Source organism: Mycolicibacterium bacteremicum (assembly GCF_002086115.1).
Lineage (GTDB): Bacteria > Actinomycetota > Actinomycetes > Mycobacteriales > Mycobacteriaceae > Mycobacterium > Mycobacterium bacteremicum.
In genome coordinates this window covers 163,833-188,895 of sequence record NZ_MVHJ01000006.1, presented here as the reverse complement: position 1 = coordinate 188,895, position 25,063 = coordinate 163,833, and the positions used below count along the sequence as shown (strand labels likewise).

23 protein-coding genes are annotated in these 25,063 nt (G+C 68.8%); 17 read left to right on the top strand and 6 right to left on the bottom strand.

Translation table 11 applies throughout. The features are described from left to right. Window positions 1-4: 4 nt before the first annotated feature. The gene (gene manA / locus BST17_RS09535) at window positions 5-1,231 is read left to right on the top strand and encodes a mannose-6-phosphate isomerase, class I (RefSeq protein WP_083057394.1); all 1,227 of its coding nucleotides are present in this window, start codon (window positions 5-7) and stop codon (window positions 1,229-1,231) included. On the opposite strand, the gene BST17_RS09530 is transcribed toward manA, so the two are convergent. Beyond that, a complete protein-coding gene (locus tag BST17_RS09530) occupies window positions 1,228-2,586 on the bottom strand; it encodes an FAD-dependent oxidoreductase (protein ID WP_083057393.1) in 1,359 nt (452 codons plus the stop codon). The genes manA and BST17_RS09530 overlap by 4 nt on opposite strands. Before the next feature lie 209 nt (window positions 2,587-2,795). On the opposite strand from BST17_RS09530, the gene BST17_RS09525 reads away from it, so the two are divergent. The 4 genes from BST17_RS09525 (at window position 2,796) to alkX (ending at window position 5,108) form a co-directional block, all read left to right on the top strand. Next, entirely contained in the window at window positions 2,796-4,019 is a 1,224-nt protein-coding gene (locus BST17_RS09525) for an alkane 1-monooxygenase (protein WP_083057391.1), read from the top strand. Further along, a complete protein-coding gene (locus tag BST17_RS09520; RefSeq protein ID WP_083057390.1) occupies window positions 4,016-4,177 on the top strand; it encodes a rubredoxin in 162 nt (53 codons plus the stop codon). Before BST17_RS09525 ends, BST17_RS09520 begins: the two co-directional genes overlap by 4 nt. 77 nt (window positions 4,178-4,254) lie before the next feature. Next, the gene (locus tag BST17_RS09515; protein ID WP_030134843.1) at window positions 4,255-4,434 is read left to right on the top strand and encodes a rubredoxin; all 180 of its coding nucleotides are present in this window, start codon (window positions 4,255-4,257) and stop codon (window positions 4,432-4,434) included. Between the two features lie 41 nt (window positions 4,435-4,475). Further along, complete coding sequence (gene alkX / locus BST17_RS09510; protein ID WP_083057388.1) at window positions 4,476-5,108, top strand: TetR family transcriptional regulator AlkX; 633 nt, start codon at window positions 4,476-4,478, stop codon at window positions 5,106-5,108. On the opposite strand, the gene BST17_RS09505 is transcribed toward alkX, so the two are convergent. Continuing rightward, window positions 5,078-5,272 carry a hypothetical protein gene (locus tag BST17_RS09505; protein ID WP_083057387.1) on the bottom strand — a complete coding sequence of 65 codons (195 nt, stop codon included), beginning with the start codon at window positions 5,270-5,272 and terminating at the stop codon, window positions 5,078-5,080. The genes alkX and BST17_RS09505 overlap by 31 nt on opposite strands. 267 nt (window positions 5,273-5,539) lie before the next feature. On the opposite strand from BST17_RS09505, the gene ahcY reads away from it, so the two are divergent. The 4 genes from ahcY (at window position 5,540) to BST17_RS09485 (ending at window position 9,577) form a co-directional block, all read left to right on the top strand. Next, a complete protein-coding gene (ahcY, locus tag BST17_RS09500; RefSeq protein ID WP_083057385.1) occupies window positions 5,540-7,000 on the top strand; it encodes an adenosylhomocysteinase in 1,461 nt (486 codons plus the stop codon). A gap of 11 nt (window positions 7,001-7,011) precedes the next feature. Beyond that, the gene (locus BST17_RS09495) at window positions 7,012-7,458 is read left to right on the top strand and encodes a hypothetical protein (RefSeq protein ID WP_133053524.1); all 447 of its coding nucleotides are present in this window, start codon (window positions 7,012-7,014) and stop codon (window positions 7,456-7,458) included. A gap of 186 nt (window positions 7,459-7,644) precedes the next feature. After that, on the top strand, window positions 7,645-8,922 hold the full coding sequence (locus tag BST17_RS09490; RefSeq protein ID WP_083057545.1) for a lipase family protein: 1,278 nt from the start codon (window positions 7,645-7,647) through the stop codon (window positions 8,920-8,922). A 22-nt stretch (window positions 8,923-8,944) separates the two neighbouring features. After that, window positions 8,945-9,577 (top strand): dTMP kinase, encoded by a 633-nt coding sequence (locus BST17_RS09485; protein ID WP_083057382.1) that lies wholly within the window; start codon window positions 8,945-8,947, stop codon window positions 9,575-9,577. Here the strand turns inward: BST17_RS09485 and surE are convergent. Next, window positions 9,569-10,339 carry a 5'/3'-nucleotidase SurE gene (gene surE, locus BST17_RS09480; protein WP_083057381.1) on the bottom strand — a complete coding sequence of 257 codons (771 nt, stop codon included), beginning with the start codon at window positions 10,337-10,339 and terminating at the stop codon, window positions 9,569-9,571. The two genes, BST17_RS09485 and surE, sit on opposite strands and share 9 nt — an antisense overlap. Window positions 10,340-10,372: 33 nt before the next feature. Continuing rightward, complete coding sequence (locus BST17_RS09475) at window positions 10,373-11,329, bottom strand: 1-phosphofructokinase family hexose kinase (protein WP_083057379.1); 957 nt, start codon at window positions 11,327-11,329, stop codon at window positions 10,373-10,375. A gap of 137 nt (window positions 11,330-11,466) precedes the next feature. On the opposite strand from BST17_RS09475, the gene mtrA reads away from it, so the two are divergent. From mtrA to lpqB, 3 genes are read left to right on the top strand one after another with little or no spacing between them, the layout of a single operon-like run. Further along, complete coding sequence (gene mtrA / locus BST17_RS09470) at window positions 11,467-12,153, top strand: two-component system response regulator MtrA (protein ID WP_019514701.1); 687 nt, start codon at window positions 11,467-11,469, stop codon at window positions 12,151-12,153. 40 nt (window positions 12,154-12,193) lie between these two features. Continuing rightward, window positions 12,194-13,864 carry an MtrAB system histidine kinase MtrB gene (mtrB, locus tag BST17_RS09465; RefSeq protein ID WP_083057377.1) on the top strand — a complete coding sequence of 557 codons (1,671 nt, stop codon included), beginning with the start codon at window positions 12,194-12,196 and terminating at the stop codon, window positions 13,862-13,864. After that, window positions 13,861-15,630, top strand: a complete 1,770-nt coding sequence (gene lpqB / locus BST17_RS09460; RefSeq protein ID WP_083057376.1) for an MtrAB system accessory lipoprotein LpqB — start codon at window positions 13,861-13,863, stop codon at window positions 15,628-15,630. Before mtrB ends, lpqB begins: the two co-directional genes overlap by 4 nt. On the opposite strand, the gene BST17_RS09455 is transcribed toward lpqB, so the two are convergent. Then, window positions 15,631-16,437 (bottom strand): SDR family NAD(P)-dependent oxidoreductase, encoded by an 807-nt coding sequence (locus BST17_RS09455; RefSeq protein ID WP_083057374.1) that lies wholly within the window; start codon window positions 16,435-16,437, stop codon window positions 15,631-15,633. Window positions 16,438-16,592: 155 nt separating this feature from the next. Here BST17_RS09455 and BST17_RS09450 point away from each other — a divergent pair, with 155 nt between their 5' ends. The 3 genes from BST17_RS09450 to secA all read left to right on the top strand — a co-directional run bounded on the left by BST17_RS09450 (window position 16,593) and on the right by secA (window position 21,167). Continuing rightward, window positions 16,593-17,222 carry a ComF family protein gene (locus BST17_RS09450; protein ID WP_083057544.1) on the top strand — a complete coding sequence of 210 codons (630 nt, stop codon included), beginning with the start codon at window positions 16,593-16,595 and terminating at the stop codon, window positions 17,220-17,222. A gap of 294 nt (window positions 17,223-17,516) precedes the next feature. Then, the gene (gene hpf, locus BST17_RS09445; RefSeq protein ID WP_083057373.1) at window positions 17,517-18,194 is read left to right on the top strand and encodes a ribosome hibernation-promoting factor, HPF/YfiA family; all 678 of its coding nucleotides are present in this window, start codon (window positions 17,517-17,519) and stop codon (window positions 18,192-18,194) included. 159 nt (window positions 18,195-18,353) lie between these two features. Next, complete coding sequence (secA, locus tag BST17_RS09440; RefSeq protein WP_083057371.1) at window positions 18,354-21,167, top strand: preprotein translocase subunit SecA; 2,814 nt, start codon at window positions 18,354-18,356, stop codon at window positions 21,165-21,167. Between the two features lie 3 nt (window positions 21,168-21,170). Here secA and BST17_RS09435 read toward each other — a convergent pair whose 3' ends face one another. Continuing rightward, the gene (locus BST17_RS09435) at window positions 21,171-21,671 is read right to left on the bottom strand and encodes an Rv3235 family protein (protein WP_407937741.1); all 501 of its coding nucleotides are present in this window, start codon (window positions 21,669-21,671) and stop codon (window positions 21,171-21,173) included. A 198-nt stretch (window positions 21,672-21,869) separates the two neighbouring features. On the opposite strand from BST17_RS09435, the gene BST17_RS09430 reads away from it, so the two are divergent. After that, window positions 21,870-23,279: a WS/DGAT/MGAT family O-acyltransferase gene (locus BST17_RS09430; RefSeq protein WP_083057368.1), complete on the top strand. Its 1,410-nt coding sequence runs from the start codon at window positions 21,870-21,872 to the stop codon at window positions 23,277-23,279. Between the two features lie 44 nt (window positions 23,280-23,323). Continuing rightward, window positions 23,324-25,060: a BCCT family transporter gene (locus BST17_RS09425; RefSeq protein ID WP_083057367.1), complete on the top strand. Its 1,737-nt coding sequence runs from the start codon at window positions 23,324-23,326 to the stop codon at window positions 25,058-25,060. Window positions 25,061-25,063: the final 3 nt, after the last annotated feature.

Genomic DNA, 25,063 nt, shown 5'->3' with positions numbered 1-25,063 from the left:
TCGCGTGAACCTGCTCCGTGGAGCCATTCGGAAATATGCGTGGGGGTCGCGGACCGCGATTGCCGAGTTCACCGGAAGGCCCAGTCCCACAGCCAATCCCGAGGCCGAGTTGTGGCTGGGTGCGCACCCCGGCGATTCGGCGTATCTGGCCGGCGAGGTCGGGGAGCGCTCGCTGCTGGACGTCATCGCCGCCGACCCTCAGGGCCAGCTCGGCGAGGCCACCCGGACCCGCTTCGGCGATGCGCTGCCGTTCCTGGCCAAGGTGCTCGCGGCCGACGAGCCGCTCTCGCTGCAGGCGCACCCCAGCGCCCAGCAGGCGGTGCAGGGTTTCGAACTGGAGAACCACCTCGGCATCCCGGTCACGGCGGCCACCCGTAACTATCGCGATCGCAGTCACAAGCCGGAGATCATCGTCGCGCTGGGGCAGTTCGAAGCGCTGGCCGGTTTCCGCGCGGCCGCCCGCAGTGCCGAGTTCATGCGGGCGCTGTCGGTGCCCGAGCTGGCCCCGTTCATCACCCTGCTCAAGGATCAGTCCGACGCCGACGGTCTGCGTGCGCTGTTCACCACCTGGATCACCTTCCCGCAGCCCGACCTCGACGTGCTGGTGCCCTCGGTGCTCGACGGGGCCATCAACTATCTCCGGTCCAAGGAGACCGCCTTCCTGGCCGAGGCCAAGACCATCCTGGAGCTCGGGGAGCGCTACCCGGGCGACGCCGGGGTGCTGGCGGCCATGCTGCTCAACCGGATCACGCTGGCGCCCGGCGAGGCGATCTATCTGCCGGCCGGCAACCTGCACGCCTACCTGCACGGAGTCGGGTTCGAGGTGATGGCCAACTCGGACAACGTGTTGCGCGGTGGGCTGACCCCCAAACACGTCGACGTGCCCGAGCTGCTGCGGGTGCTGGACTTCACGCCCACCGACGATGCCCCGATCCTGCCGCGGGTCCTGCACGACGGGATGGAACTGGTCTATGACACCCCGGCACCCGAGTTCGCGGTCTCGCTGCTGCAGCTCGGGGCCGAACATGTCGGCCGCGAGATCGACGCGCCCGCCGAACATGCCGGGCCGCAGATCCTGCTGGCGATCGAGGGTGCGGTGCGGGTGCACGCCGGCGCCGATGCGGTGACCCTGCGCCGGGGTGAGTCGGCCTGGGTCGCCGCCGACGACGGACCGGTGCGGTTGCACGCCGACCAACCCGCCCGGCTGTTCCGGGTGACCGTCGGTATCTAGCGCGCGGCGGTGACGCGAACCGGCCGCCGCCGCTTCTCGGCGACGAGCAGGCTCATGTTGTGCCGGACGGTCCGTGCGACCGTGCGCGGACCGGGCACCATGTAGAGGCTGTCGAGCAGGCTGAACCGGCGCAGGAACCATTCCGCGAGAACGGGATCGCTCTCGGCGGCGCCGAGGAACTGGTCGAACAGGGTGCCCACCTTCGCATACCACCACGGCGCCCCATCGGCGGCGGCGTTGTGCAGCGCCACATCGCCGATGGCGTTCATGGTCCAGACCGGCCAGGTGGTCTTCTTCGTCGCCTTCGCCAGCCGTCGCGCGAGGTCGTGGTGCCCGGCGGCCAGCACCTCGCGCAGGTTGCGCGCCTGCAGCGAGGTCATGGTCATGCCCTGGCCGTAGGTGGGATTGAAGCTCACCACCGCGTCGCCGAACGGGATGATGCCGGCCGGGAACCTTCCCATCCGGTCGTAGCGGCGCCACCGGCTGGTCGGGTACTTGTGAAAGGCCATGCCGCCCAGGGGAGTTCCGCTGCGCAACGCCGCGCTCAGATGCGCGGGCAGCAACCGGTCCGCCAGCGCGTATATCTCGGCCAGATTCTGCGGGGGACGGACCTTGCCGGTGCCGAAGGTCGTCACGCTCCAGTTGCCGTCCTCGTACAACAGCATGCCGAGACCGACGGGCTCGTCGTGCGAGGCCCCGGCGACCACGACCTTCTCCTCGATGACACCTGCCGGGATGTGCACCTGCGCGGTGGCGTAGTCGATGCCGACGTCGACGGTGTCCTCATCCGGACGGTCAAACCCCCACTGCGCCAACCACACCGGCAGCCGGGTACCGCGGCCGGCGGCGTCGACCACCAGATCGGCGGTCACGGTCTCGCCGGTGTCGAGCACCGCGCCGGTCACCCGTCGGGCGGCGGGGTCGTAGGTCGGCTCGGCCACGCCGGTGCGGACCAGTTCGACGCGCGGCAGCGCCAGGGTGCGGCCGCGGATCTGCCATTCCAGGTGCGGCCGGCTCGGGACATAGGCGGTGAACTCGCGCTGGAGTACGTCGGTGGTGCCCAGCACGTGACCGGCCGCGCCGAAGTGGATGCGGTCGGGCCGGTTCTCCAGCTTCGGCACTCCGGCGGCGACCATGTCGTCGAGCAATCCGGGGAACAGGTCCTCGAATTCGGCCGCCCCTCGGGCCATCAGCATGTGCACGTGCCGGTCTTGCGGCACGGTGGTGCGACTGGCCGGCCCGTCGGGCAGCGTGTCGCGCTCGTAGATGGTCACCCGGTCGAAATGGTCGGCGAGCACCCGCGCCGCGCACAGCCCGGCCAGGCTCGCCCCGATGACGATGGCATGTGCCCCCATCTGGCCGACCGTACGCGGTGTGTGCCGGGTCACGCAGATTTTCCAGGTCAGAACGGTCTGCCGAAGGTGTCCGAAGTGTGCTGGGTCGGTTCTGCCGGACCATTCAAGCCGTCGCGTTGTACAAAAGCCGACAATTTGTCTAGACGTGCGACAAAACGCCGTCTATAGTCAAATGCAGCAGTGATGGTCCTCACAGAGAGGTGTGACAGATGACATCGCAAATCGACCAGTCAACCGACGTCCCAGCGATCGAATGGCGTGACCGGAAGCGCTACCTGTGGCTGATGGGGTTGATCGCCCCGACGGCACTGTTCGTGATGCTGCCGCTGGTCTGGGCGTTCAACAACGCCGGATGGCACGCCGCGGCGCAGATCCCGTTCTGGGTCGGCCCGCTGCTGGTGTACGTGCTCTTGCCGATCCTGGACCGCTTCTTCGGGCCCGACGGGCAGAACCCGCCCGACGAGGTGATGGAGCGGCTGGAGAACGACAAGTACTACCGCTATTGCACCTACGCCTACATCCCGTGTCAGTACGCCAGCGTCATCTTCGGGGCGTATCTGTTCACGGCGACGGACCTGGGGTGGCTGGGATTCGACGGTGGCCTCGGCTGGCCGGCCAAGATCGGTCTGGCCCTCTCGGTGGGTGTGCTCGGCGGTGTCGGCATCAACACCGCACACGAGATGGGCCACAAGAAGGACTCGCTGGAACGGTGGCTGTCCAAGATCACCCTGGCGCAGACCTGGTATGGGCACTTCTACATCGAGCACAACCGCGGCCATCACGTCCGGGTCGCGACCCCGGAGGACCCGGCCTCGGCCCGGTTCGGCGAGACGTTCTGGGAGTTCCTGCCGCGTAGCGTGTGGGGCAGCCTGCGCTCGTCGTGGGAACTGGAGGCCAAGCGGCTGGAGCGGGCCGGAAAGTCGAAGTGGCACTGGTCCAATGACGTGCTGAACGCCTGGGCGATGTCGGTGGTCCTGTGGGGTGCGCTCATCGCGGCCTTCGGCGTCGGCGTGCTGCCGTACATGCTGATCTCGGCGATCTACGGGTTCACCCTGCTGGAGACGGTGAACTACCTGGAGCACTACGGACTGTTGCGGCAGAAGCTCGACAGTGGCCGCTACGAGCGGTGCGCGCCGGTGCACAGCTGGAACTCGGATCACATCGTGACCAACCTGTTCCTCTATCACCTGCAGCGGCACAGCGATCACCACGCCAACCCGACCCGGCGTTACCAGACGCTGCGCAGCATGGACGGCGCACCGAACCTGCCCAGTGGCTACGCCTCGATGATCGGGCTGACCTACTTCCCGCCGCTGTGGCGCAAGGTGATGGACCACCGCGTGCTGGCCCATTACGACGGTGACATCACCCGGGCCAACATCCACCCGCGGATGCGCGACAAGGTGCTGGCGCGGTACGGGGCCGACCGGTGAGCGTCTACCGCTGCCCGGGCTGCGATTACACCTACGACGAGGCCAAAGGCGCTCCCCGGGAGGGCTTCCCGGCGGGTACCAGCTGGTCCGAGGTGCCCGAGGACTGGACCTGTCCGGACTGCGCGGTCCGCGAGAAGCCCGATTTCGAAACAGTGTGATGCCGACTCTGCGCTGACGGCGCGAAAGGACGAGAAGCCGCCACCGTGAGCGCAGAGTCGACGGGGAAAGGAATGACATGGACTACAAACTGTTCGTCTGCGTGCAGTGCGGATTCGAGTACGACGAGGCCAAGGGCTGGCCCGAGGACGGCATCGCGCCGGGCACCCGGTGGGCCGACATCCCCGAGGACTGGAGCTGCCCGGATTGCGGTGCGGCGAAATCGGATTTCGACATGGTGGAGATCGCACGGCCGTGACGGTCACAACTGACCGGCGCGAAAGTTATAGGGTCGCGGTCATGAACGCACCACGGCCCGGCGCCCAGCGCGTGCCGTACGCGGAGGCATCGCGGGTCCTGTTGCGCGATTCGATCCTCGACGGCATGCGCGAGATGCTGCTGGTGCGCGACTGGTCGTCGATCACGCTGACCGATGTGGCGCGCGCCGCCGGCATCAGCAGGCAGACCATCTACAACGAGTTCGGCTCGCGGCAGGGTCTCGCGCAGGGGTACGCCCTGCGGCTGGCCGACCGTCTGGTCAATGCCGTCGACGCGGCGATCGCCCACAACGTCGGCCGGGTGTACGAGGCTTTCCTGGAAGGCTTCCGGGCCTTCTTCATCGAGTCGGCCTCGGATCCGCTGGTGATCTCGCTGCTCAACGGGGAGGCCAAACCCGACCTGCTGCAGATCATCACCACCGACAGCGGCCCGATCATCAGCCGCTGCTCGGAGCGCCTCACCACGACCTTCCAGAACAGCTGGATCAAGGCCACCGACGAGGACGCCGGGGTACTGGCCCGGGCCATCGTCCGGCTGGCGATGAGCTACGTGTCGATGCCGCCGGAAGCCGACCACGATGTGGCCCGCGATCTGGCCCGCCTGATGTCCCCGTTCGCCGAGCGCTACGGCGTCATCGACCCGGGACCGCAGTGATCCGTCCGGTCTCTCGCAGAGGACCAGCCGCGGGTGGCCAGGAAGGCGTCCAGGAACGGGCCGAGCCCGTCGCGGGCGTCGGCGAGGAAGAAGTTCAGTATCGCCAGGGACACCAACGACCGGCGCATGCCGCTGTCGTTGCGGGAGACGTTTTCCGCGCGCACCGCACACCTCCCGCTCGGTCCTGAACGCGAGCGGCCTGGTACCCCGGCGCCGAGGTCCCGAAACCGGCCCGCCACGGGGGAAGAGGTTGGGCATGGTCGGTTTCGGCTACGGTGTAAGGCGATACCCCGTAGCTGGCAGAGCGCCTCCGATGATGCGAAGGACCTGTCCCGCGAGCCCGCAGGCTACGGGTTTCGGCATGGCCTGCGCCGTATCGGGCAAGCCTGCCTCCAGTGATGACGAACGACACAAAGGGGCTCTGACCACTTATGACTGCGTTGACCGCCGATGTCCGCAACGGCATCGACTTCAAGGTCGCCGACCTTTCCCTCGCCGAATTCGGCCGCAAGGAGATCCGCCTGGCCGAGCACGAGATGCCCGGCCTGATGGAGCTGCGCCGCGAGTACCACGACGTGCAGCCGCTCAAGGGCGCCCGCATCTCCGGCTCGCTGCACATGACCGTGCAGACCGCCGTGCTGATCGAGACCTTGACGGCCCTCGGTGCCGAAGTTCGATGGGCAAGCTGCAACATCTTCTCCACCCAGGACCACGCCGCCGCCGCGATCGTCGTCGGCCCCAACGGCACGGTCGAGGAGCCCAAGGGCACCCCGGTCTTCGCCTGGAAGGGCGAGACGCTGGAGGAGTACTGGTGGGCCGCCGAGCAGATGCTGACCTGGCCGGGTGAGCCGGCCAACATGATCCTCGACGACGGTGGCGACGCCACCATGCTGGTGCTGCGCGGCGCGCAGTACGAGAAGGCCGGCGTGGTTCCGCCCGCCGAGGAAGACGACTCGGCCGAGTGGAAGGTCTTCCTGGAGCTGGTCCGCAAGGGCTACGAGCAGAGCAAGGACAAGTGGACCAAGATCGCCGAGTCGGTCAAGGGTGTCACCGAGGAGACCACCACCGGCGTGCTGCGCCTGTACCAGTTCGCCGCCGCCGGTGAACTGGCGTTCCCGGCCATCAACGTCAACGACTCGGTCACCAAGAGCAAGTTCGACAACAAGTACGGCACCCGTCACTCGCTGGTCGACGGCATCAACCGCGGCACCGACGCCCTCATCGGCGGCAAGAAGGTGCTGATCTGCGGTTACGGCGACGTCGGCAAGGGCTGCGCCGAGTCGCTGGCCGGTCAGGGCGCCCGCGTCCAGGTCACCGAGATCGACCCGATCAACGCGCTGCAGGCCCTGATGGACGGCTACGACGTGGTGACCGTCGAGCAGGCCATCGCCGACGCCGACATCGTCATCACCTCGACCGGCAACAAGGACATCATCACCCTCGACCACATGAAGGCGATGAAGGATCACTCGATCCTGGGCAACATCGGCCACTTCGACAACGAGATCGACATGGCCGCCCTGGAGCGTTCCGGTGCCACCCGCATCAACATCAAGCCGCAGGTCGACGAGTGGACCTTCGGTGAGTCCGGCAAGTCGATCATCGTGCTGAGCGAGGGCCGGCTGCTCAACCTGGGCAACGCGACCGGACACCCCTCGTTCGTGATGAGCAACAGCTTCTCCAACCAGGTGATCGCCCAGATCGAGCTGTGGACCAAGAACGACGAGTACGACAACGAGGTCTACCGCCTGGCCAAGCATCTCGACGAGAAGGTCGCCAAGATCCACGTCGAGGCGCTCGGCGGCACGCTCACCAAGCTGACCAAGGACCAGGCCGAGTACATCGGCGTCGACGTCGAGGGTCCGTACAAGCCGGAGCACTACCGCTACTGACGGTGCACCGTGTGATCGCAGCAGTCGCCGCGACGGCCGTATGTGCCGTCGCGGCGGCTGGCTGTTCGGGGGGTTCGGACGCGCCTGCCGAGCCCACCGCCGGACCCGAACTCGTGGTGCGCCACGACGTCGAGGGTCTGACCGCGACCATCCCGGCCATCGGCATCCCGGAGTCCGTGGCCTGGGTGCAGGACAGTGACGCCACCGGCGCGCGGTGGACCGATGCCGTGGTGCGGATGAACCCGGTGGTGGTCGAGGCGTTGGTGGCGCAGTTCGACCCCGTCGACGGTGGCCGCGCTCCCCGTGTCGTCGACGTCCTGGCCGCCGAGGTGCCCGCGGGCCCGTTCCTGTCCGGCGAACTTCTCGATGCGGGATTTTCCACCGGGGCCACCAGCACCTATGCGTTCCTGGACCGCGCCCATTCCACCCTGGTACTGCAGGCAACCAGCCTGGACTGAGCGGCCCGGCGTGACACCGCGGTAGCTGGTGGATGGTCAGGCCGGCGAAACTGCGCGCGGGCAAGCAAATTTCGCGCCGCGACGTTACACCTTGGCCGTCAAACGAAACGTGATGAATCCGTAGCCAATCGGTCACCGTGATGTTACTGTCCGGTAGTGATTCGGGCCGGGGCGCTGTTCGTCGTGATGTCTTTCGGATTCGTCATCAGTTGCCTCGCAAGCGGTTTGGCGCATGCCGACGACTGGTACCCGTACTACAACGAGGACGAGTACACCGCGTTCTACACGCCACCGAATCCGTTGCCGGACGTGCCGCCGGGTGCCCTCGTGCGAACCGAGCCCTCCCGATTGGTTCTCGAGCCGTCCGGCCAACTCGGCCACATCATGGCCAACGGCACCCGCATCATGTATCGCAGCACCGACGGTCGCGGCAAGCCCGACGTGGTGACCGGTACCTACTTCGAACCGTGGGCGCCGTGGCCGGGCCAGGGGCCGCGGCCGCTGATCGTCTACGGGCCGGGCACCCAGGGCCAGGGTGATCAATGCGCACCGTCGCGAGGATTCAACCAGGGCATCCACTGGTCGCCGTACCTGGACTTCACCTTCAACTACGAGGAACTGTTCGTCGCCACCATGGTGGCCCGCGGATTCGCCATCGTGATGACCGACTACGAAGGTATGGGCACCATCGGGGTCACCCACACCTACGTCAACCGGGTGTCCCAGGGCCAGGCCATGCTCGACGCGGCGCGCGCCGCACGCCTGCTGCCCGGCACCTCGCTGACACCGGGTGGGCCCATTGCCTTCTGGGGTTACTCGCAGGGCGGTGGCGCGGCGGCGTCGGCGGCCGAGATGGCCTCGGCATATGCCCCCGAGCTGAACATCGTGGGCACCTATGCCGGGGCGCCGCCGGCCGATCTGGCCGAGCTGATCCCGTTCGCCGACGGCAGCGCGCTGGTCGCCGTGATCGGCTACGCGCTCAACAGCGTCTTCCAGACCTACCCGGAGGTGGAGGCCAAGATCCGCGGGTTGCTCACCCCGCGCGGCATGGACTTCGTGGACAAGACCAAGGACCAGTGTGTCGGCGAATCGTTGATCAAGTTCATGTTCCGGCACCTGCAGCCCTACTTCACCGGTCCCATCTTCGAACTACTGCAGGACCCGCAGTTCCGCGGTCTGCTCGACCTGCAGAAGCTCGGCACGCTGAAACCCAATGCGCCGGTGCTGATCAACCACAACCGCTTCGATCCGTTGGTGCCCTACGGGCCATCGGTCCAACTCGGCAAGGACTGGTGCGCCAAGGGGGCCGACATCGAGTTCCGCACCAACGAACAACCACCGTTTCTGAACAAGGCCGTGGTGAACCATGCGCTGCCCATGCTCGTCGACGGTGAGCCGGCGATGCAGTGGATCGCCGACCGGTTCAACGGGGTTCCGACGAGACCGAACTGCGGCCAGTTCTAGGGCCGTCGGCTACGCTCGCCGCGTGCTCATCGTGATCGAGGGCCTCGACGGGGCCGGCAAGCGCACGCTGACCGAAGGTCTGCGCACAGCGCTGGAGGCCGACGGCAAAACCGTGACCACACTGGCCTTTCCGCGCTACGGCAGATCCGTGCACGCCGATCTGGCCGCCGAGGCGCTGCACGGCGAGCACGGCGACCTGACCGACTCGGTGTATGCGATGGCGACCCTGTTCGCGCTCGACCGTGCGGGAGCCGCAGACGATATTCGTGGGCTCACCGACAGCCATGACGTGCTGATCCTGGATCGGTATGTGGCATCCAACGCGGCTTACAGCGCCGCGCGGCTGCATCAGCGTGGAGACGGCGAAGTCGTCGCCTGGGTGCGCGACTTGGAGTTCGGTCGGTTCGGCCTGCCGGTGCCGGATTATCAAGTGCTGCTTGATGTTCCAGTTGAGCTTGCGGCGCAGCGGGCGATCGGCAGGGCGGCCGCCGACATCGGCCGCGCCCGGGATGCCTACGAACGCGACGGCGGTCTGCAGCAGCGCACCGGCGCGGTCTATGCCGAACTGGCCGCGGCGGGCTGGGGCGGGCCGTGGCGGGTCGTCGGGCCCGCGGTCGACGCCGCCGCCCTCGCGGCCGACATCACCTCAGCCTGAGGCCAGCCAGCTGCGCACCAGCTCGTCATGGTGCTCGGCCGGTGACCGCAGTGCGGTCAGCGTCGGGTGCCCGGCGATCAGCAGCGCGCTGTCGGTGCCCTCCTCGGGCGGATCGGCCATCTCGACCTCGGCGAGCCGCAGCCCGCCGTCACCGATCTCGTCGACGCGGGTCTGCACGGCGCCGCCGCGGGCCAGCCGGGCATGGCGCAGCGGGCCGAGGTCGGCCGCCGGGCGGTCGGGCACGTTCAACGACAACACGGTGCCCGCCGGCGCGTCACGCAGCAGATCGAGCACCGGGGCGACCAGACCCGCCGCGGTGTCCCAATAGCGTTCACCGGTGGGGTGCAGCGCGACGTCCAGCGATACCGCCAGCGCCCGGGTGTCGGCGATCTGCGCGGTGAGCGCCGCGCCGACCGTGCCCGAATGCAACACGGCGCGACCGACATTGGCGCCGTGATTGATCCCGGACAGCACGATATCCGGCGGCGGATCGAACCAGCCGCCCAGCGCCGCGGCGACGATGTGCCCGGGCTGGGCGTGCACCGCCCACGCCTGCACACCGTCGAGTCCGGGCAGATCCCGGCGCTCGATGACGGTGCGGCCGTCCTCGCGCACTGCGGTCAGCGCGGCGCTCGCGCCGCTGGCCTGCTCGGCGGGGGCGGCCACGATGACCTCCAGCCCGGCGGCCACCGCCGCACCGGCCAGCGCGTGCAGGCCGGGGGAGTCGATCCCGTCGTCGTTGGTGACCAGTGCCCGTGGCATGGTGTCTCCTTTGCGGTTGCTCGCGGACGGGGGCTACTTCTTCCAGGGCCGCAGCTCGACGCGCTCGGCCAGGGTCTGCACGGCGCGCGCCCCGCCGGTGCCCAGCCCGTGCCGCACCACGTTGAGCGCCCCGCACGCCGCACCGATCTGCAGGGCGCGCCGGATCGGATCACCGGCAGCCAGTGCGGCCACCATGCCCGCCGTCATGGAGTCCCCGGCGCCGCGCGGGTCGGCGGGCTCCAGGCTGGGCATCACGACCTCCAGCACGTCGTCCTCGGCGGTCAGCGCCAACGCGGGCGCCGCGCCGGAACGGGAGACGACGATGGTCGCCGCACCCTCCTCGCGCATGCCGTGCATGGCCTTGACCAATTCGCCGGCGTCGTCGGACTTCGCGCGGCCGTCGTCGAGCAACTCCTCGTGGCTGACCTTCACCAGCTCCAGGCCACCGGCGAGCGCCGCCTCCAGCCGGTCGCCGGCCAGGTCGGCGGTGACCTTGCAGCCGTTGGCGCTCAGATCCGCGGCCAGGCGCCGGTAGATCTCGGCGGGTAGCGCACGGTCCTCCTGCGGACCCGACAGCAGCACCCGGCCATGGGTGAGGCCCTCGGTCAGGGTCAGCTCGTAGAGCGCGTCGAGTTCGTGGCGGTCCAGCGCGTTGCCGGCCGACTCGGCGACGATGTCGCGGCTGCCCTCGCGGCGGTCGTGGACGTAGCCCCCGTTGCGGGAACTCACCGGCACCGACTTGACGTCGATCCCACGGCCGGGCAACAGGTGGCCCAGCACGTGACCGGTCTCGCCACCGAGCGCGCAGCACAGCACCACCGGCACGCCGAGCGAGGACACCATCCGGGACTGCCACACGCCCTGTCCGCCGGCGTGCACGTGGATGTCGTCCTCACCGGAGCGGTCCTCGACGGTCACCGTGAGGACCGGCAGCGGGGCGAAGATGACGACGGTGTCGGGATCCGGGGCGGAGGCGTCCTGGTTGCTCATGCGGGTCGGTGTACCCACTCGGCACGCGGACATGCCACGCGCAGTTCCGGCGGCCGCCCGGCCGGGGTGGGCGCGGCACGCCGATAACACAGCCGGCACCGCGTGGCACCCGGGTTTTGTCCCCTTGTGGTGACACCATGGTCACCATGAGGCAACGGATCCTGGTCGTCGACGACGACCCGTCATTGGCCGAGATGCTCACCATCGTCCTCCGCAACGAGGGTTTCGACACCGCAGTCATCGGCGACGGCAGCCAGGCGCTCACCGCCGTGCGTGAGCTGCGGCCCGATCTGGTCCTGCTGGATCTCATGCTGCCCGGGATGAACGGCATCGACGTCTGCCGGGTGCTGCGCTCGGACTCCGGCGTCCCGATCGTCATGCTGACCGCCAAGACCGACACCGTCGATGTGGTGCTGGGTCTGGAATCCGGCGCCGACGACTACGTGATGAAGCCGTTCAAGCCCAAGGAGCTGGTGGCCCGGGTGCGGGCCCGGTTACGCCGCAACGACGACGAGCCGGCCGAGATGCTCTCGATCGCCGACATCGACATCGACGTGCCGGCCCACAAGGTCACCCGCAACGGTGAGCAGATCTCGCTCACGCCGCTGGAATTCGACCTCCTGGTGGCCCTCGCCCGCAAACCCCGGCAGGTGTTCACCCGGGATGTGCTGCTCGAACAGGTCTGGGGTTACCGGCATCCCGCCGACACCCGGCTGGTCAACGTGCATGTGCAGCGACTGCGGGCCAAGGTCGAGACCGACCCGGAGAATCCGCAGGTGGTGCTGACCGTTCGAGGAGTGGGATACAAGGCCGGACCGCCGTGATGTGTGACGGCACCGCCGTCGTGATCGTTCGGCAGTACCTGTGATCTTCGGATCCAGACAACGTGGCCGCAGCCGGTTCCGGGGCCCGTCCCCGATGCTGCGCGGTCTCGGCGCGCTCGGCCGCGCCATCAGTTTCGCCTGGCGCCGTTCGCTGCAGCTGCGGGTGGTCTCGCTGACCCTCGGGCTGTCCCTGGCCGTCATCCTGGTCCTCGGTTTCGTGCTGACCAGTCAGATCACCGACCGCATCCTCGAGGTGAAGGTCCGCGCGGCCACCGAGGAGATCGAGCGGGCCCGCGACACCGTCGGCGGCATCGTCGGCGGCGAGGAGACCCGCTCGCTGGACAGCAGCCTGCAACTGGCGCGCAACACCCTGATCGACCGCAAGGCCGATGCCGGACCCGGTCTGGCCGGCGCCTACGACGCGGTGCTGGTGGTTCCCGGTGACGGGCCGCGCGCGGCCACCGCGGCCGGGCCGGTACAGCAGATCCCCGCTGCGTTGCGCGACTTCGTACAGGCCGGGCAGGTCAGCTATCAGTACGCGACGGTGCACACCGACGGCTTCTCCGGCCCCGCGCTGATCGTCGGCAGCCCCAGCGGGTCGTCGCGGTCGGCGGTCACCAATCTCGAGCTGTACCTGATCTTCCCGTTGAGCAACGAGGAATCCACCATCGCGCTGGTGCGCGGCACCATGGCCACCGGTGGCATCGTGCTGCTGGGCCTGCTGGCCGCGATCGCGCTGCTGGTGGCCCGCCAGATCGTGCTACCGGTGCGGTCGGCGTCGCGGATCGCCGAGCGCTTCGCCGAGGGTCATCTCACCGAGCGGATGCCGGTGCGCGGCGAGGACGACATGGCCCGGCTGGCGGTGTCGTTCAACGACATGGCCGAGAGCCTGTCGCGTCAGATCACCCAGCTCGAGGAGTTCGGTAATCTGCAGCGCCGCTTCACCTCCGACGTCAGTCACGAGTTGCGCACCCCACTCACCACGGTGCGGATGGCCGCCGACCTGATCCACGATCACAGCGACGAACTGGACCCCGCGCTACGCCGGTCCACCGAGTTGATGGTCAACGAACTGGATCGGTTCGAGACGCTGCTGGCCGACCTGCTGGAGATTTCGCGGCACGACGCCGGTGTCGCCGAGCTGGCCGTCGAGGCGGTGGATCTGCGCGCCACCGTACAGAGCGCGCTGGACAACGTCGGGCACCTGGCCGCCGACGCCGCCGTGCAACTCGATGTCGACATGCCCGGTGACGGCGTGATCGCCGAGGTCGATCCGCGCCGGGTGGAACGCATCCTGCGCAATCTGATCGCCAACGCCATCGACCACGCCGAACGCAAACCGGTCGAGATCCGGATGGCCGCCGACGAAGACACGGTCGCCGTGACGGTCCGCGATCACGGCGTCGGGCTGCGCCCGGGCGAGGAGAAGCTGGTGTTCAGCCGGTTCTGGCGCTCGGACCCGTCGCGGGTGCGCCGCTCCGGGGGCACCGGCCTGGGCCTGGCGATCAGCATCGAGGACGCCCGGCTGCACCAGGGGCGCCTGGAGGCCTGGGGCGAACCCGGCAAGGGTGCCTGTTTCCGACTGACGCTGCCGCTGGTGCGAGGGCACAAGGTGACCACCAGCCCGTTGCCGCTCAAGCCCGTCGGTGTGAGCGGGCCGACCCGCGCCGCCGACCGCGGCAGGCGCGACCGGGAATCGGAGGGCGTATGAGACGCGTCCTCGCGGCGGTGAGCGTCGCGTTGTCGGTGGTGCTCGCCGTGTCCGGATGCGCGGGCGTGCCGACATCGTCTGCGCCGCAGGCGATCGGCACCGTCGAGCGGGCCGCGCCGCCCCGGCTGCCCACCCCGACACCGGGCATGGAACCCGACGTGTTGCTGCGCGAATTCCTCAAGGCCACCGCCGATCCGGCGAACCGGCACCTGGCCGCCCGCCAGTTCCTCACCGAATCCGCCTCGCGCGGTTGGGATGACGCGGGCAGCGCCCTGCTGATCGACCGGGTGGTGTTCACCGAGACCCGCCGGCCCGATCGGGTGTCGGTCACCATGCAGGCCGACATCCTGGGCTCGCTGTCCGATGTCGGCGTCTTCGAGACCGCCGAGGGCGCGTTGCCCGATCCCGGGCCCATCGAGCTGGTGCAGACTCCCGGCGGCTGGCGCATCGACCGGCTGCCCAACGGGGTGTTCCTGGACTGGCAGCAGTTCCAACAGACCTACCGGCGCAACACGCTGTATTTCACCGACCCGACCGGCAACACCGTGGTGCCCGACCCACGCTATGTGGCGGTGTCGGATTCCGATCAACTGGCCACCGAGCTGATGAGCAAGCTGATCACCGGCCCGCGCCCGGAGATGGCGCACACCGTGCGCAATCTGCTAGCCGCGCCGATGCGGCTGCGCGGCCCGGTCACCCGCGCCGACGGCAGCAAGACCGGGGTGGGCCGCGGGTACGGCGGCGCCCGCATCGACCTGGAGAACCTGTCCACCACCGACCCGCACACTCGGCAATTGCTTGCCGCGCAGATCATCTGGACGTTGGCGCGGGCCGGTATCAACGGCCCCTACATCATCAACGCCGACGGTGCGGCCCTGGACGACCGGTTCGCCGAGGGCTGGGACACCGCCGATGTGGCCGCCAGCGACCCTGGTGCGGCCGACGGTGCCGGCGCCGGGCTGCACGCCCTGGTCGGCGGATCGCTGGTCTACCTGGACGGCCAGCGCGCCCCGCGGGTGCCCGGCCCGTTCGGTCAGATGCCCGACCAGACCGCGGCCGCGCTGTCGCGCAGCGGGCAGGAGATCGCGTCGGTGGTGGTGCTGCGCCGCGATGCCCCCGACATGGCGTCCTCGCTGTGGATCGGGCCGGTGGGTGGCGATGCGGCACAGGCGCTGGACGGGCGCTCGCTGACCCGGCCCAGCTGGTCGCTCGACGAGGCGATCTGGACCGTCGTCGACGGGGTCAACGTGGTGCGCGTGCTGCAGGAGGCGGCCTCGGGGCAGCCCGCGCGCATCCCGGTCGACTCGACCGCGGTGGCCACCAAGTTCCCCGGCGCCATCAGCGAACTGCAGCTCTCACGCGACGGCACCCGGGCGGCCATGGTGATCAACGGCGAGGTGATCCTGGCCGGGGTGGAGCAGACCCCCGGCGGGGGATACGCGTTGACCTATCCGCGCCGGCTGGGTTTCGGGCTGCGTGACACCGCGGTGTCGCTGTCATGGCGCACCGGTGACGACATCGTGGTCACCCGGACCGACACCGCGCACCCGGTGTCCTATGTGAACCTCGACGGCGTCAACTCCGACGGTCCCAACGGCAACCTGGCGGTGCCGATGTCGGTGGTCGCGGCCAACCCGTCCACGGTGTACGTGGCCGACCGGCGGGGGATCCTGCAGCTGTCCGGGTCGGCCGCCGACAACGACCTCACCTGGTCGGAGGTCCGGCCGCTGATGGTCGCCGGCGCGGTGCCGGTGCTACCGGGCTGATCAGCGGCGCTGCTGCGCGGCGCGCTGCCGGTCGACGAACCGGGTCGACATGCGCTGCATCAGTCCGGGTGCGAACCGGGCGAACCGCCACGCCAGCCGGGCCTGCCGCGGCCACACCAGCAGCGCCCGGTTGTCCTCGATGGCGCGCAAGGTGTCGGCGGCTAGGTCGTCGGCCGAGGCGAACGTCGCGTTGCGCCGGCCCATCGTGTAGAAATCGCGGCCGACGAACCCGCCGACGGAACCCTTGTCCAGGATCGGTGTCTCCACGGCGGTGGGGCAGATGGCCAGCACCCCGACCCCGCGGCCGGCCGCCTCGGACCGCAGGGCCAGCGACAGCCCGACGACGGCGTGCTTGGTCATCACGTAGCTGGTGATCTGACCGGCGGCGGCCAGCCCCGCCATCGAGGCGGTGTTGACGATGTGCCCGCGCCCCTGGCGCACCATCAGTGGATAGGCGGCCGCGACCCCGTGCACCACCCCGCGGATGTTGACGTCGATGATCGCGTCCCACTGCGCCAGCGTCAGCAGTTCGGTGTCCCCGCCCCAGGTGATGCCGGCATTGTTGAACATCAGGTCCAGCCGGCCGGCCCGGTCCACCACCTCGTCGACGCAGGCCTGCACGGCCACGGCGTCGGTGACGTCGAGGGCGGCCCAGCGCGCACCGAGCGGTTCGGCGGTCGCGCGGGCGGCGGCGGCGTGGATATCGGTGCACACCACCTCGGCCCCGGCCCCGGCCAGCGCGCGGCATAGTGCCGCGCCGATCCCGGAGCCGGCGCCGGTGACGATGGCCTGCTGCTGCGCGAACATGCCGAAATGCTAACGGTAACGCCGACGGTGTCCGGCCCGGTTGCCGGCGAAACCCGCGTACCCGGGGCGGACTTCGACGCGTGCACCCCCGGTACGCGGGTTTCGCCGCGCACCGGCCGGGTGATGTCAGAGCCCCCGTCGACACTGGACCGGTGCTGCTGGATCTGATGCTGCCGCTGGAGTGCGGGGGCTGCGGCGCGCCGGCGACGCGCTGGTGCGCTACCTGTGCGGCCGAACTGCGCGCCCGCGCCGCCCAGCCCCATGTCGCCACGCCACGCCTCGACCCGGGTGTGCCGGTGCTGGTGCTCGGCCGCTATGCCGGCGCCCGGCGCAATGCCATCGTCGCGGTGAAGGAACGCGGCCGCGCCGATCTGGTCGGTCCGCTGGGCCAGACGCTGCGGGTCGGGCTGGACCGGCTGCTCGGCTGGGGCCTGCTCGACGTCCCGCTGACCGTGGTCCCGGCGCCCACCCGCCGGCTGGCGGCCCGGCGCCGCGGGGGTGATCCGGTGACCCGGGTGGCGCGCGCGGCGACCGCCGACCTGCCCGGTGTCACGGTCACCGGGGCGCTGCGGCTGACCGGATTCCCCCGCGACTCGGTCGGGCTGTCCAGTGCCGACCGGCAGCGCAACCTGGCCGGCCGGGTGCGGGTGACACGCCCGGTGCACGGACCGGTGATCGTCATCGACGACGTGGTCACCACCGGCGCGACGGCCTGTGAATCGGTGCGTGCCCTGCAAACTGCCGGGGCGGCTGTGCAGGCAGTTGTCGCACTGGCCGCCGCGTGATCCGGGCGGGCGGCTGTTGCCGGTAGATGAAGAACTCAAAACAGGTCTGCGAAATTGGTGGCACAGTCAGGTGAACTCCGACTACCGTCGGTGCCAACAACCCGTGAATGCTTCACGGCGGCACCTGCCCCAGGCGGGCGCCCGTGCGGCACCGGGACTGCCCGAGTGCGGTAGGAGGTGAGAACTCGACACCTGACGCCGGCGGGCGCGCGACATGCACATCCTCGTCGGCGTAATCATCACGATCCGGCACGCGTTCTGCGTGCGACTGCCGACAGAAATGAGTTGTCAAGCATGTCAACGAATTCCGTGGAATCTGAACGCTCGACCATGGTCATGGATGACCGGTCCGAACTCCCTGACGCGCCGGCGATGAACGCCGATGTCGTCGTCAAGGGTCGCAACGTCGAGGTACCGGAGCACTTCCGCATCTATGTCGCGGAGAAGCTGGCCCGGCTCGAGCGTTTCGACAAGACCATCTATCTGTTCGATGTGGAACTCGACCACGAACGCAACCGACGCCAGCGCAAGAACTGTCAGCATGTCGAGATCACCGCCCGCGGCCGTGGACCGGTCGTCCGGGGCGAGGCCTGCGCCGACAGCTTCTACGCCGCGCTCGAATCTGCGGCAAGCAAACTCGAAGCCCGGCTGCGCCGCACCAAGGACCGCCGCAAGATCCACTACGGCGACAAGACGCCGGTCTCGCTGCACGAGGCCACCGCGGTGCTGCCGCCCGAGGAGGCGCCCGCCACGCCGGACCCCTTCTCACTCGACCCGAGCGAATTCCACGAGCCGGGTCGCATCGTGCGCACCAAGACCCACGAGGCCACCCCGATGAGCGTCGACGACGCGCTCTACGAGATGGAACTGGTCGGCCATGATTTCTTCCTCTTCCACGACAAGGAGTCGGACCGGCCGACGGTGGTCTACCGCAGGCACGCCTACGACTACGGATTGATCCGGCTGGCCTGATCCCGCCGCCCGAAGCACGAGCCCCCGGCCACCCGGCCGGGGGCTCGTTGCCTGCATCGACACTCGTCGGAGGCTTTCTGGGAGGCCCTCTCAGCCTGTCGCCTACGATGGAACAGGCCCATCGGCTGTCCAGATTCGTCGACCCACAGGGGAAATAGCGTGCTCGATAAGTTGCTCCGGCTCGGTGAAGGCCGCATGGTCAAACGCCTCAAGAAGGTGGCCGACTATGTGGACACCCTGTCCGACGACGTCGAGAAGCTCTCCGACGCCGAGCTGCGTGCCAAGACCGACGAGTTCCGCGAGCGGCTGTCCGGCGGCGAGGACGTCGATGACCTGCTGCCCGAGGCCTTCGCGGTGGCCCGCGAGGCGGCCTGGCGGGTGCTCGGCCAGAAGCCGTTCCCGGTGCAGCTGATGGGTGGCGCGGCGCTGCACTTCGGCAACGTCGCGGAGATGAAGACCGGTGAGGGCAAGACCCTGACCGGCGTGCTGCCCGCCTATCTGAATGCGCTGACCGGCAAGGGCGCTCACATCGTCACGGTCAACGACTACCTGGCCAAGCGCGACAGCGAGCAGATGGGCCGCATCCACCGCTTCCTCGGTCTGGAGGTCGGCGTCATCCTGTCCGGGCTGACCCCCGACCAGCGCCGCGCGGCCTACGCCGCCGACATCACCTACGGCACCAACAACGAGTTCGGCTTCGACTACCTGCGCGACAACATGGCCCATTCCGTGCAGGAGATGGTGCAGCGCGGACACCACTTCGCGATCGTCGACGAGGTCGACTCGATCCTCATCGACGAGGCCCGCACCCCGCTGATCATCTCCGGCCCCGCCGACGGCGCGTCCAACTGGTACGCCGAGTTCGCCCGGCTGGCCCCGTTGATGGAGAAGGACACCCACTACGAGGTGGACCTGCGCAAGCGCACCATCGGCGTGCACGAACTCGGTGTCGAGTTCGTCGAGGACCAGCTCGGCATCGAGAACCTGTACGAGGCCGCCAACTCGCCGCTGGTCAGCTACCTGAACAACGCGCTGAAGGCCAAGGAGCTGTTCCTGCGCGACAAGGACTACATCGTGCGCAACGGTGAGGTCATCATCGTCGACGAGTTCACCGGCCGTGTGCTGGTGGGCCGCCGCTACAACGAGGGCATGCACCAGGCCATCGAGGCCAAGGAACGCGTCGAGATCAAGGCCGAGAACCAGACGCTGGCCACCATCACGCTGCAGAACTACTTCCGCCTCTACAAGAAGCTGTCCGGGATGACCGGTACGGCCCAGACCGAGGCCTCCGAGCTGCACGAGATCTACAAGCTGGGCGTGGTCTCCATCCCGACCAACCGGCCGATGATCCGCGAGGACCAGTCCGACCTGATCTACAAGACCGAGGAAGCCAAGTACATCGCGGTCGTCGATGATGTGGTGGAACGCTATGAGAAGGGCCAGCCGGTCCTGATCGGCACCACCTCGGTGGAGCGTTCGGAGTACCTGTCGCGCCAGTTCCAGAAGCGCAAGGTGCCGCACAACGTCCTCAACGCCAAGTACCACGAGCAAGAGGCCAACATCATCGCCGAGGCCGGCCGGCGCGGGGCCATCACCGTGGCCACCAACATGGCCGGCCGCGGTACCGACATCGTGCTGGGCGGCAACGTCGAGTTCCTGGCCGACAAGCGGCTCAAGGAACAGGGCCTGGACCCGGTGACGACGCCCGAGGAGTACGAGGCGGCCTGGGAATCGACCGTCAGCAAGATCAAGGAAGAGGCCAAGGGCGAGGCCGACGAGGTGCGCGCCGCCGGTGGTCTGTACGTACTGGGCACCGAGCGGCACGAGTCGCGCCGCATCGACAACCAGCTTCGCGGCCGCTCGGGCCGCCAGGGCGACCCGGGCGAATCCCGCTTCTATCTGTCCCTCGGTGACGAGCTGATGCGCCGCTTCAACGGTGCGACGCTGGAGACGCTGCTGACCCGGCTGAACCTGCCCGAGGACGTGCCGATCGAGGCCAAGATGGTCACCCGCGCGATCAAGAGCGCGCAGACCCAGGTCGAGCAGCAGAACTTCGAGGTCCGCAAGAACGTCCTGAAGTACGACGAGGTGATGAACCGGCAGCGCACGGTCATCTACGACGAGCGCCGGATGATCCTGGAGGGCGAGAACCTGCAGCAGCAGGCGCACGACATGATGGTCGACGTCATCACCGCCTACGTGGACGGGGCGACGGCGGAGGGCTACTCCGAGGACTGGGATCTGGAGAAGCTCTGGGAGGCGCTCAAGACGCTGTACCCGGTCAGCATCGACCACCACGATCTGCTGGATTCCGACGCCATCGGCGAGCCCGGTGAGCTGACCCGCGAGGAGCTGCTCGACGCGCTGATCAAGGATGCCGAACGCGCGTACGCGGAGCGGGAGGCCCAGATCGACGCCATCGGCGGCGAGGGCGCCATGCGGCAGCTGGAACGCAACGTGCTGCTCAACGTGATCGACCGCAAGTGGCGTGAGCACCTCTATGAGATGGACTACCTCAAGGAGGGCATCGGCCTGCGCGCGATGGCCCAGCGCGACCCGCTGGTCGAATACCAGCGCGAGGGTTACGACATGTTCGTCGCGATGCTGGAGGGTCTCAAGGAGGAGTCCGTCGGCTTCCTGTTCAACGTTGCGGTCGAGGCCGCCCCGCAGACCGCACCGGTGGTGCAGCCGATGTCGACCGGGCTGGCCCAGTTCGCCGCCGCGGCGCAGCAGGCCGGCGGCCAACAGGGTCAGCAGGGTGCCGACCGGCAGGGACAGGTCGCCACCAAGGAACGCCCGGCGGGCGTGCAGGCGAAGGGGATCAACGACGGCACGGCGCCGCCGTTGACCTATACCGGTCCCGCCGAGGATGGCTCGGCCGAGGTCAAGCGGGGCGGCGGCGCCGCGCAACCGGCCGGCGGCGGCACCCGCAAGGAACGCCGCGAGGCGGCCCGCCGCGGCAAGAAGCGCTGACGCTCAACCGATCTGCAGCGCCACCAGCTGCCAGCGCCCGCCGATGATCTCGACCCGGCCGGCGATGGCGCGCACCCGCGGGCCGCGGGTGTAGGTGGCGAACACCTCGGCCGCGGTGACCGCGGTACCGGCGTCGGATGTGATGCTGCGCAACCGGATCCGGCGCAGCACCGCGGTCCCGCCGGCCTGCGGCAGCCGCGCCAGCGACCGGATGGTGTCGATCAGCGTCGGCGTCAGCAGACCGCGCAACTGGGCGGCCGGACGCCGACGGTCCACCACCTCGAGCACCCGGCGCAGTGCGGCATCGGTGAACACCGCGGCGGCGGTCGGTGCCGGGACCTCACCGGCGATCGCCGGCGGACCGGTCCGGCGAGGTGTGCGCCTGCGCGGCGCGGAGATCGCCGCCGGCAGGTGATGCGGCATGCCGAGCGGCGGCGGCTCGCAGTCGATGATCGGCGTGGTGGTGCACAGCGGTCGGTGCTGCGGGGTGGACGTCACGGGCACTCCAGCGGGCAGGGTCGGATACGGCGGCTGCTGGAGAGGCACAGGCATATTCATGTTCGCACGGGCGGCAGCCGGTGCTGCGCACCGAATTTGCGGTCGCCCGCCCGTTCTGCGAGGGGTTCGACCTCCCGTGATGCGGGACTCACACCTGTGCCGCTACGGTGGCGTTGACAACAAGCAAGGGGGGTCGGCGTCGCGATGGTGACCAGGTTGTCGGCATCCGACGCGGCGTTCTATCACCTGGAGAACAGTTCGACGCCGATGTACGTCGGCTCGTTGTCCATCGTGCGCAAGCCCCGCGGCGGGCTCAGTTATGAAACCGTGCTGGCCACCGTCGAGCAGCGGCTGCCCCAGATCCCGCGCTACCGGCAGAAGGTGCGCGAGGTGCCGTTCGGACTGGCCCGCCCGGTCTGGGTCGACGACGACGATTTCGACATCACCTACCACGTGCGGCGCTCGGCGTTGCCCTCGCCGGGCAGCGACGCCCAGCTGCACGACCTGATCGCCCGGATCGGCTCGCGGCCGATGGACAAGTCGCGCCCGCTGTGGGAGATGTACATCATCGAGGGGCTGACCGGGAACCGGATCGCCATCTACACCAAATCGCATCAGGCGCTGGTCAACGGGATGTCGGCACTGGAGATCGGTCACGTCATCGCCGACCGGACGGCCAAGGCCCCGGAATTCGGCGAGGACATCTGGATCCCGGCCCGCCAGCCCAGTGCCGAGCGGCTGCTGGCCGGGGCGATCGGCGAGTGGATCACCCGGCCCACCGCCCAGGCCGCGGCGCTCCGGTCGTCGGTGCAGGAGATGATCACCAATGCCGGGGCGCTCGTCGACGCCGGGCGCCGGGTGGCCGAAGTGGCCCGCACGGTGGCCCGCGGCACCGCGCCGAGCAGCCCGCTGAACACCACGGTGTCGCGCAACCGCCGCCTCACCGTCGCCGCGCACAAGCTCGCCGACTACCGCGACCTGCGGGCCCGCTACGAATGCGATGTCAACGATGTGGTGCTGGCGGTGGTGGCCGGCGCGCTGCGCAACTGGCTGCTGTCGCGCGGGGAACCGGTGACCTCGACCTCGACGGTGCGCGCGATGGCGCCGAACTCGGTCTACCCCGACGCCGAGATCGACTCCGCCGGACCCGGTCAGGCCATCAGTGAGGTCTCGCCGTTCCTGGTCGACCTGCCGGTCGGGGAGGGCAATGCGGTGGTGCGGCTCTCGCAGATCGCGCATGCCACCGAATCCCATTCCACCGCGGCCAGCCTGGTCGACGCGCGCACCATCGTGACCCTGTCCGGTTTCGCGCCGCCCACCCTGCACGCCATGGGTATTCGGGTGGCAACCAGTTTCTCGGCTCGCCAGTTCAATTTGCTGATCACCAATGTGCCGGGCGCCCAGAAGCAGATGTACATCGCCGGGGCGAAATTGCTGGAGACCTACGCTGTCGCGCCGCTGCTGACCAACCAGGTGCTGGCCATCGCCGTGACCTCGTACAACGGCATGCTCTACTTCGGTATCAACGCCGATCGGGACGCCATGAGCGATGTCGAGGTGCTGCCGTCGTTGTTGCGCGAATCGCTCGACGAACTGCTCGAGGCAACTCGTTAGCGAAGTTGACGAGATAGCCCCGGGCGGTATCTGATGGATCAACCATGCCAGATACCGATAGTGAAGATACGAAACTCGACAAGCTCGACGTGATACCGCACCCCGTCCTCGACGTACCGATCGACGAGGTCAAACTGACCGACAGACGCAGCCTGGACTGGCTGGTCTTCGGCGTCACCGCGGTGATCGCCGTGGCATTCCTGGTGTGGGGCTTCATCGACACCGCGGGTCTGGCATCGGCCTCCGGGGATGCGCTCGGCTGGGTGCTGACCAACGCGGGCTGGCTGTTCACCCTGACCGCGTCGGGGTTCGTCATCTTCGTGCTCTGGATCGCCATGGGCCGCTTCGGCAATATCCCGCTGGGCCGCGATGACGAGGAGCCCGAGTTCCGCACGGTGTCCTGGGTGGCGATGATGTTCAGCGCCGGCATGGGCATCGGCCTGATGTTCTTCGGTGTCGCCGAACCCTTGTCGCACATGGTGACCCCGCCGCCGGGCACCGGACCCGAGGGCAGTGCCGAAGCCGTGCAGCACGCCATGGCCACCACGCTGTTCCACTGGACCCTGCACCCGTGGGCCATCTACGCCGTCGTCGGCCTGGCCATCGCCTACGGCGTGTACCGCAAGGGTCGCTTCCAACTGATCAGCGCCGCCTTCGAACCGCTGATCGGGGATCGTGCCAAGGGCGGGCTCGGCCGGGTCATCGACATGCTGGCCATCTTCGCGACGCTGTTCGGATCGGCCGCCTCGCTGGGCCTGGGGGCGCTGCAGATCCGCAGCGGCCTGCAGATCGTGGCCGGCATCGGGGAAACCGGCAACGCCATCCTGATCGGCATCATCGCGGTGCTGACGTGTGCGTTCGTGCTGTCGGCGGTGTCCGGCGTGGCCCGCGGCATCCAGTGGCTGTCCAACATCAACATGGTGCTGGCGCTGCTGCTCGCCCTGTTCGTGTTCATCGTCGGGCCGACCATCTTCATCCTGAACCTGATCCCGACCTCGATCGGCAGCTACTTCCAGGACCTGGCCATGATGGCCGCGCGCACCGGCGCCGAAGGCGCCGAGACCGAGGCCTGGCTGGGCTCGTGGACCATCTTCTACTGGGCCTGGTGGATCTCCTGGACCCCGTTCGTCGGGATGTTCATCGCGCGCATCTCCCGCGGTCGGACCATCCGCCAGTTCGTCACCGGCGTGCTGCTGGTTCCCAGCCTGGTCTCGCTGGTCTGGTTCTGCATCTTCGGCGGCGCGGCCATCGACGCCCAGCGCGGCGGCACCGACCTGGCCGGGGAGGGCAGTCAGGAGGCCCAGCTGTTCGGCCTGCTCGCCGACTATCCGATCGCCGGTATCGCCAGTGTGGTGGTGATGGTGCTGGTCGCCATCTTCTTCGTCTCCGGCGCCGACGCCGCGTCGATCGTGATGGGCTCGCTGTCCGAACGCGGCACCATCGAACCGAGTCGCAAGACCGTCATCTTCTGGGGTGTGGCCACCGGTGCGGTCGCCGCGGTGATGCTGCTGGCGGGTGGCTCGGATGCGCTGACCGGTCTGCAGTCGATCACGATCATCGCGGCGCTGCCGTTCGTGGTGGTGATGATCGGCCTGGCGGTGGCGCTGGTGAAGGACCTGCGCCAGGACCCGCTGATGGTGCGCCGCCAGTATGCGGTCGAGGCGGTGCACTCGGCGGTGATCGCCGGTGTCACCCAGCACGGTGACGATTTCGTGCTGTCGGTGGAGAAGGATCCCGAGGCCGGGTCCAACGGTCAGCACGCGGACAAGCCGGGGCGCTAACCT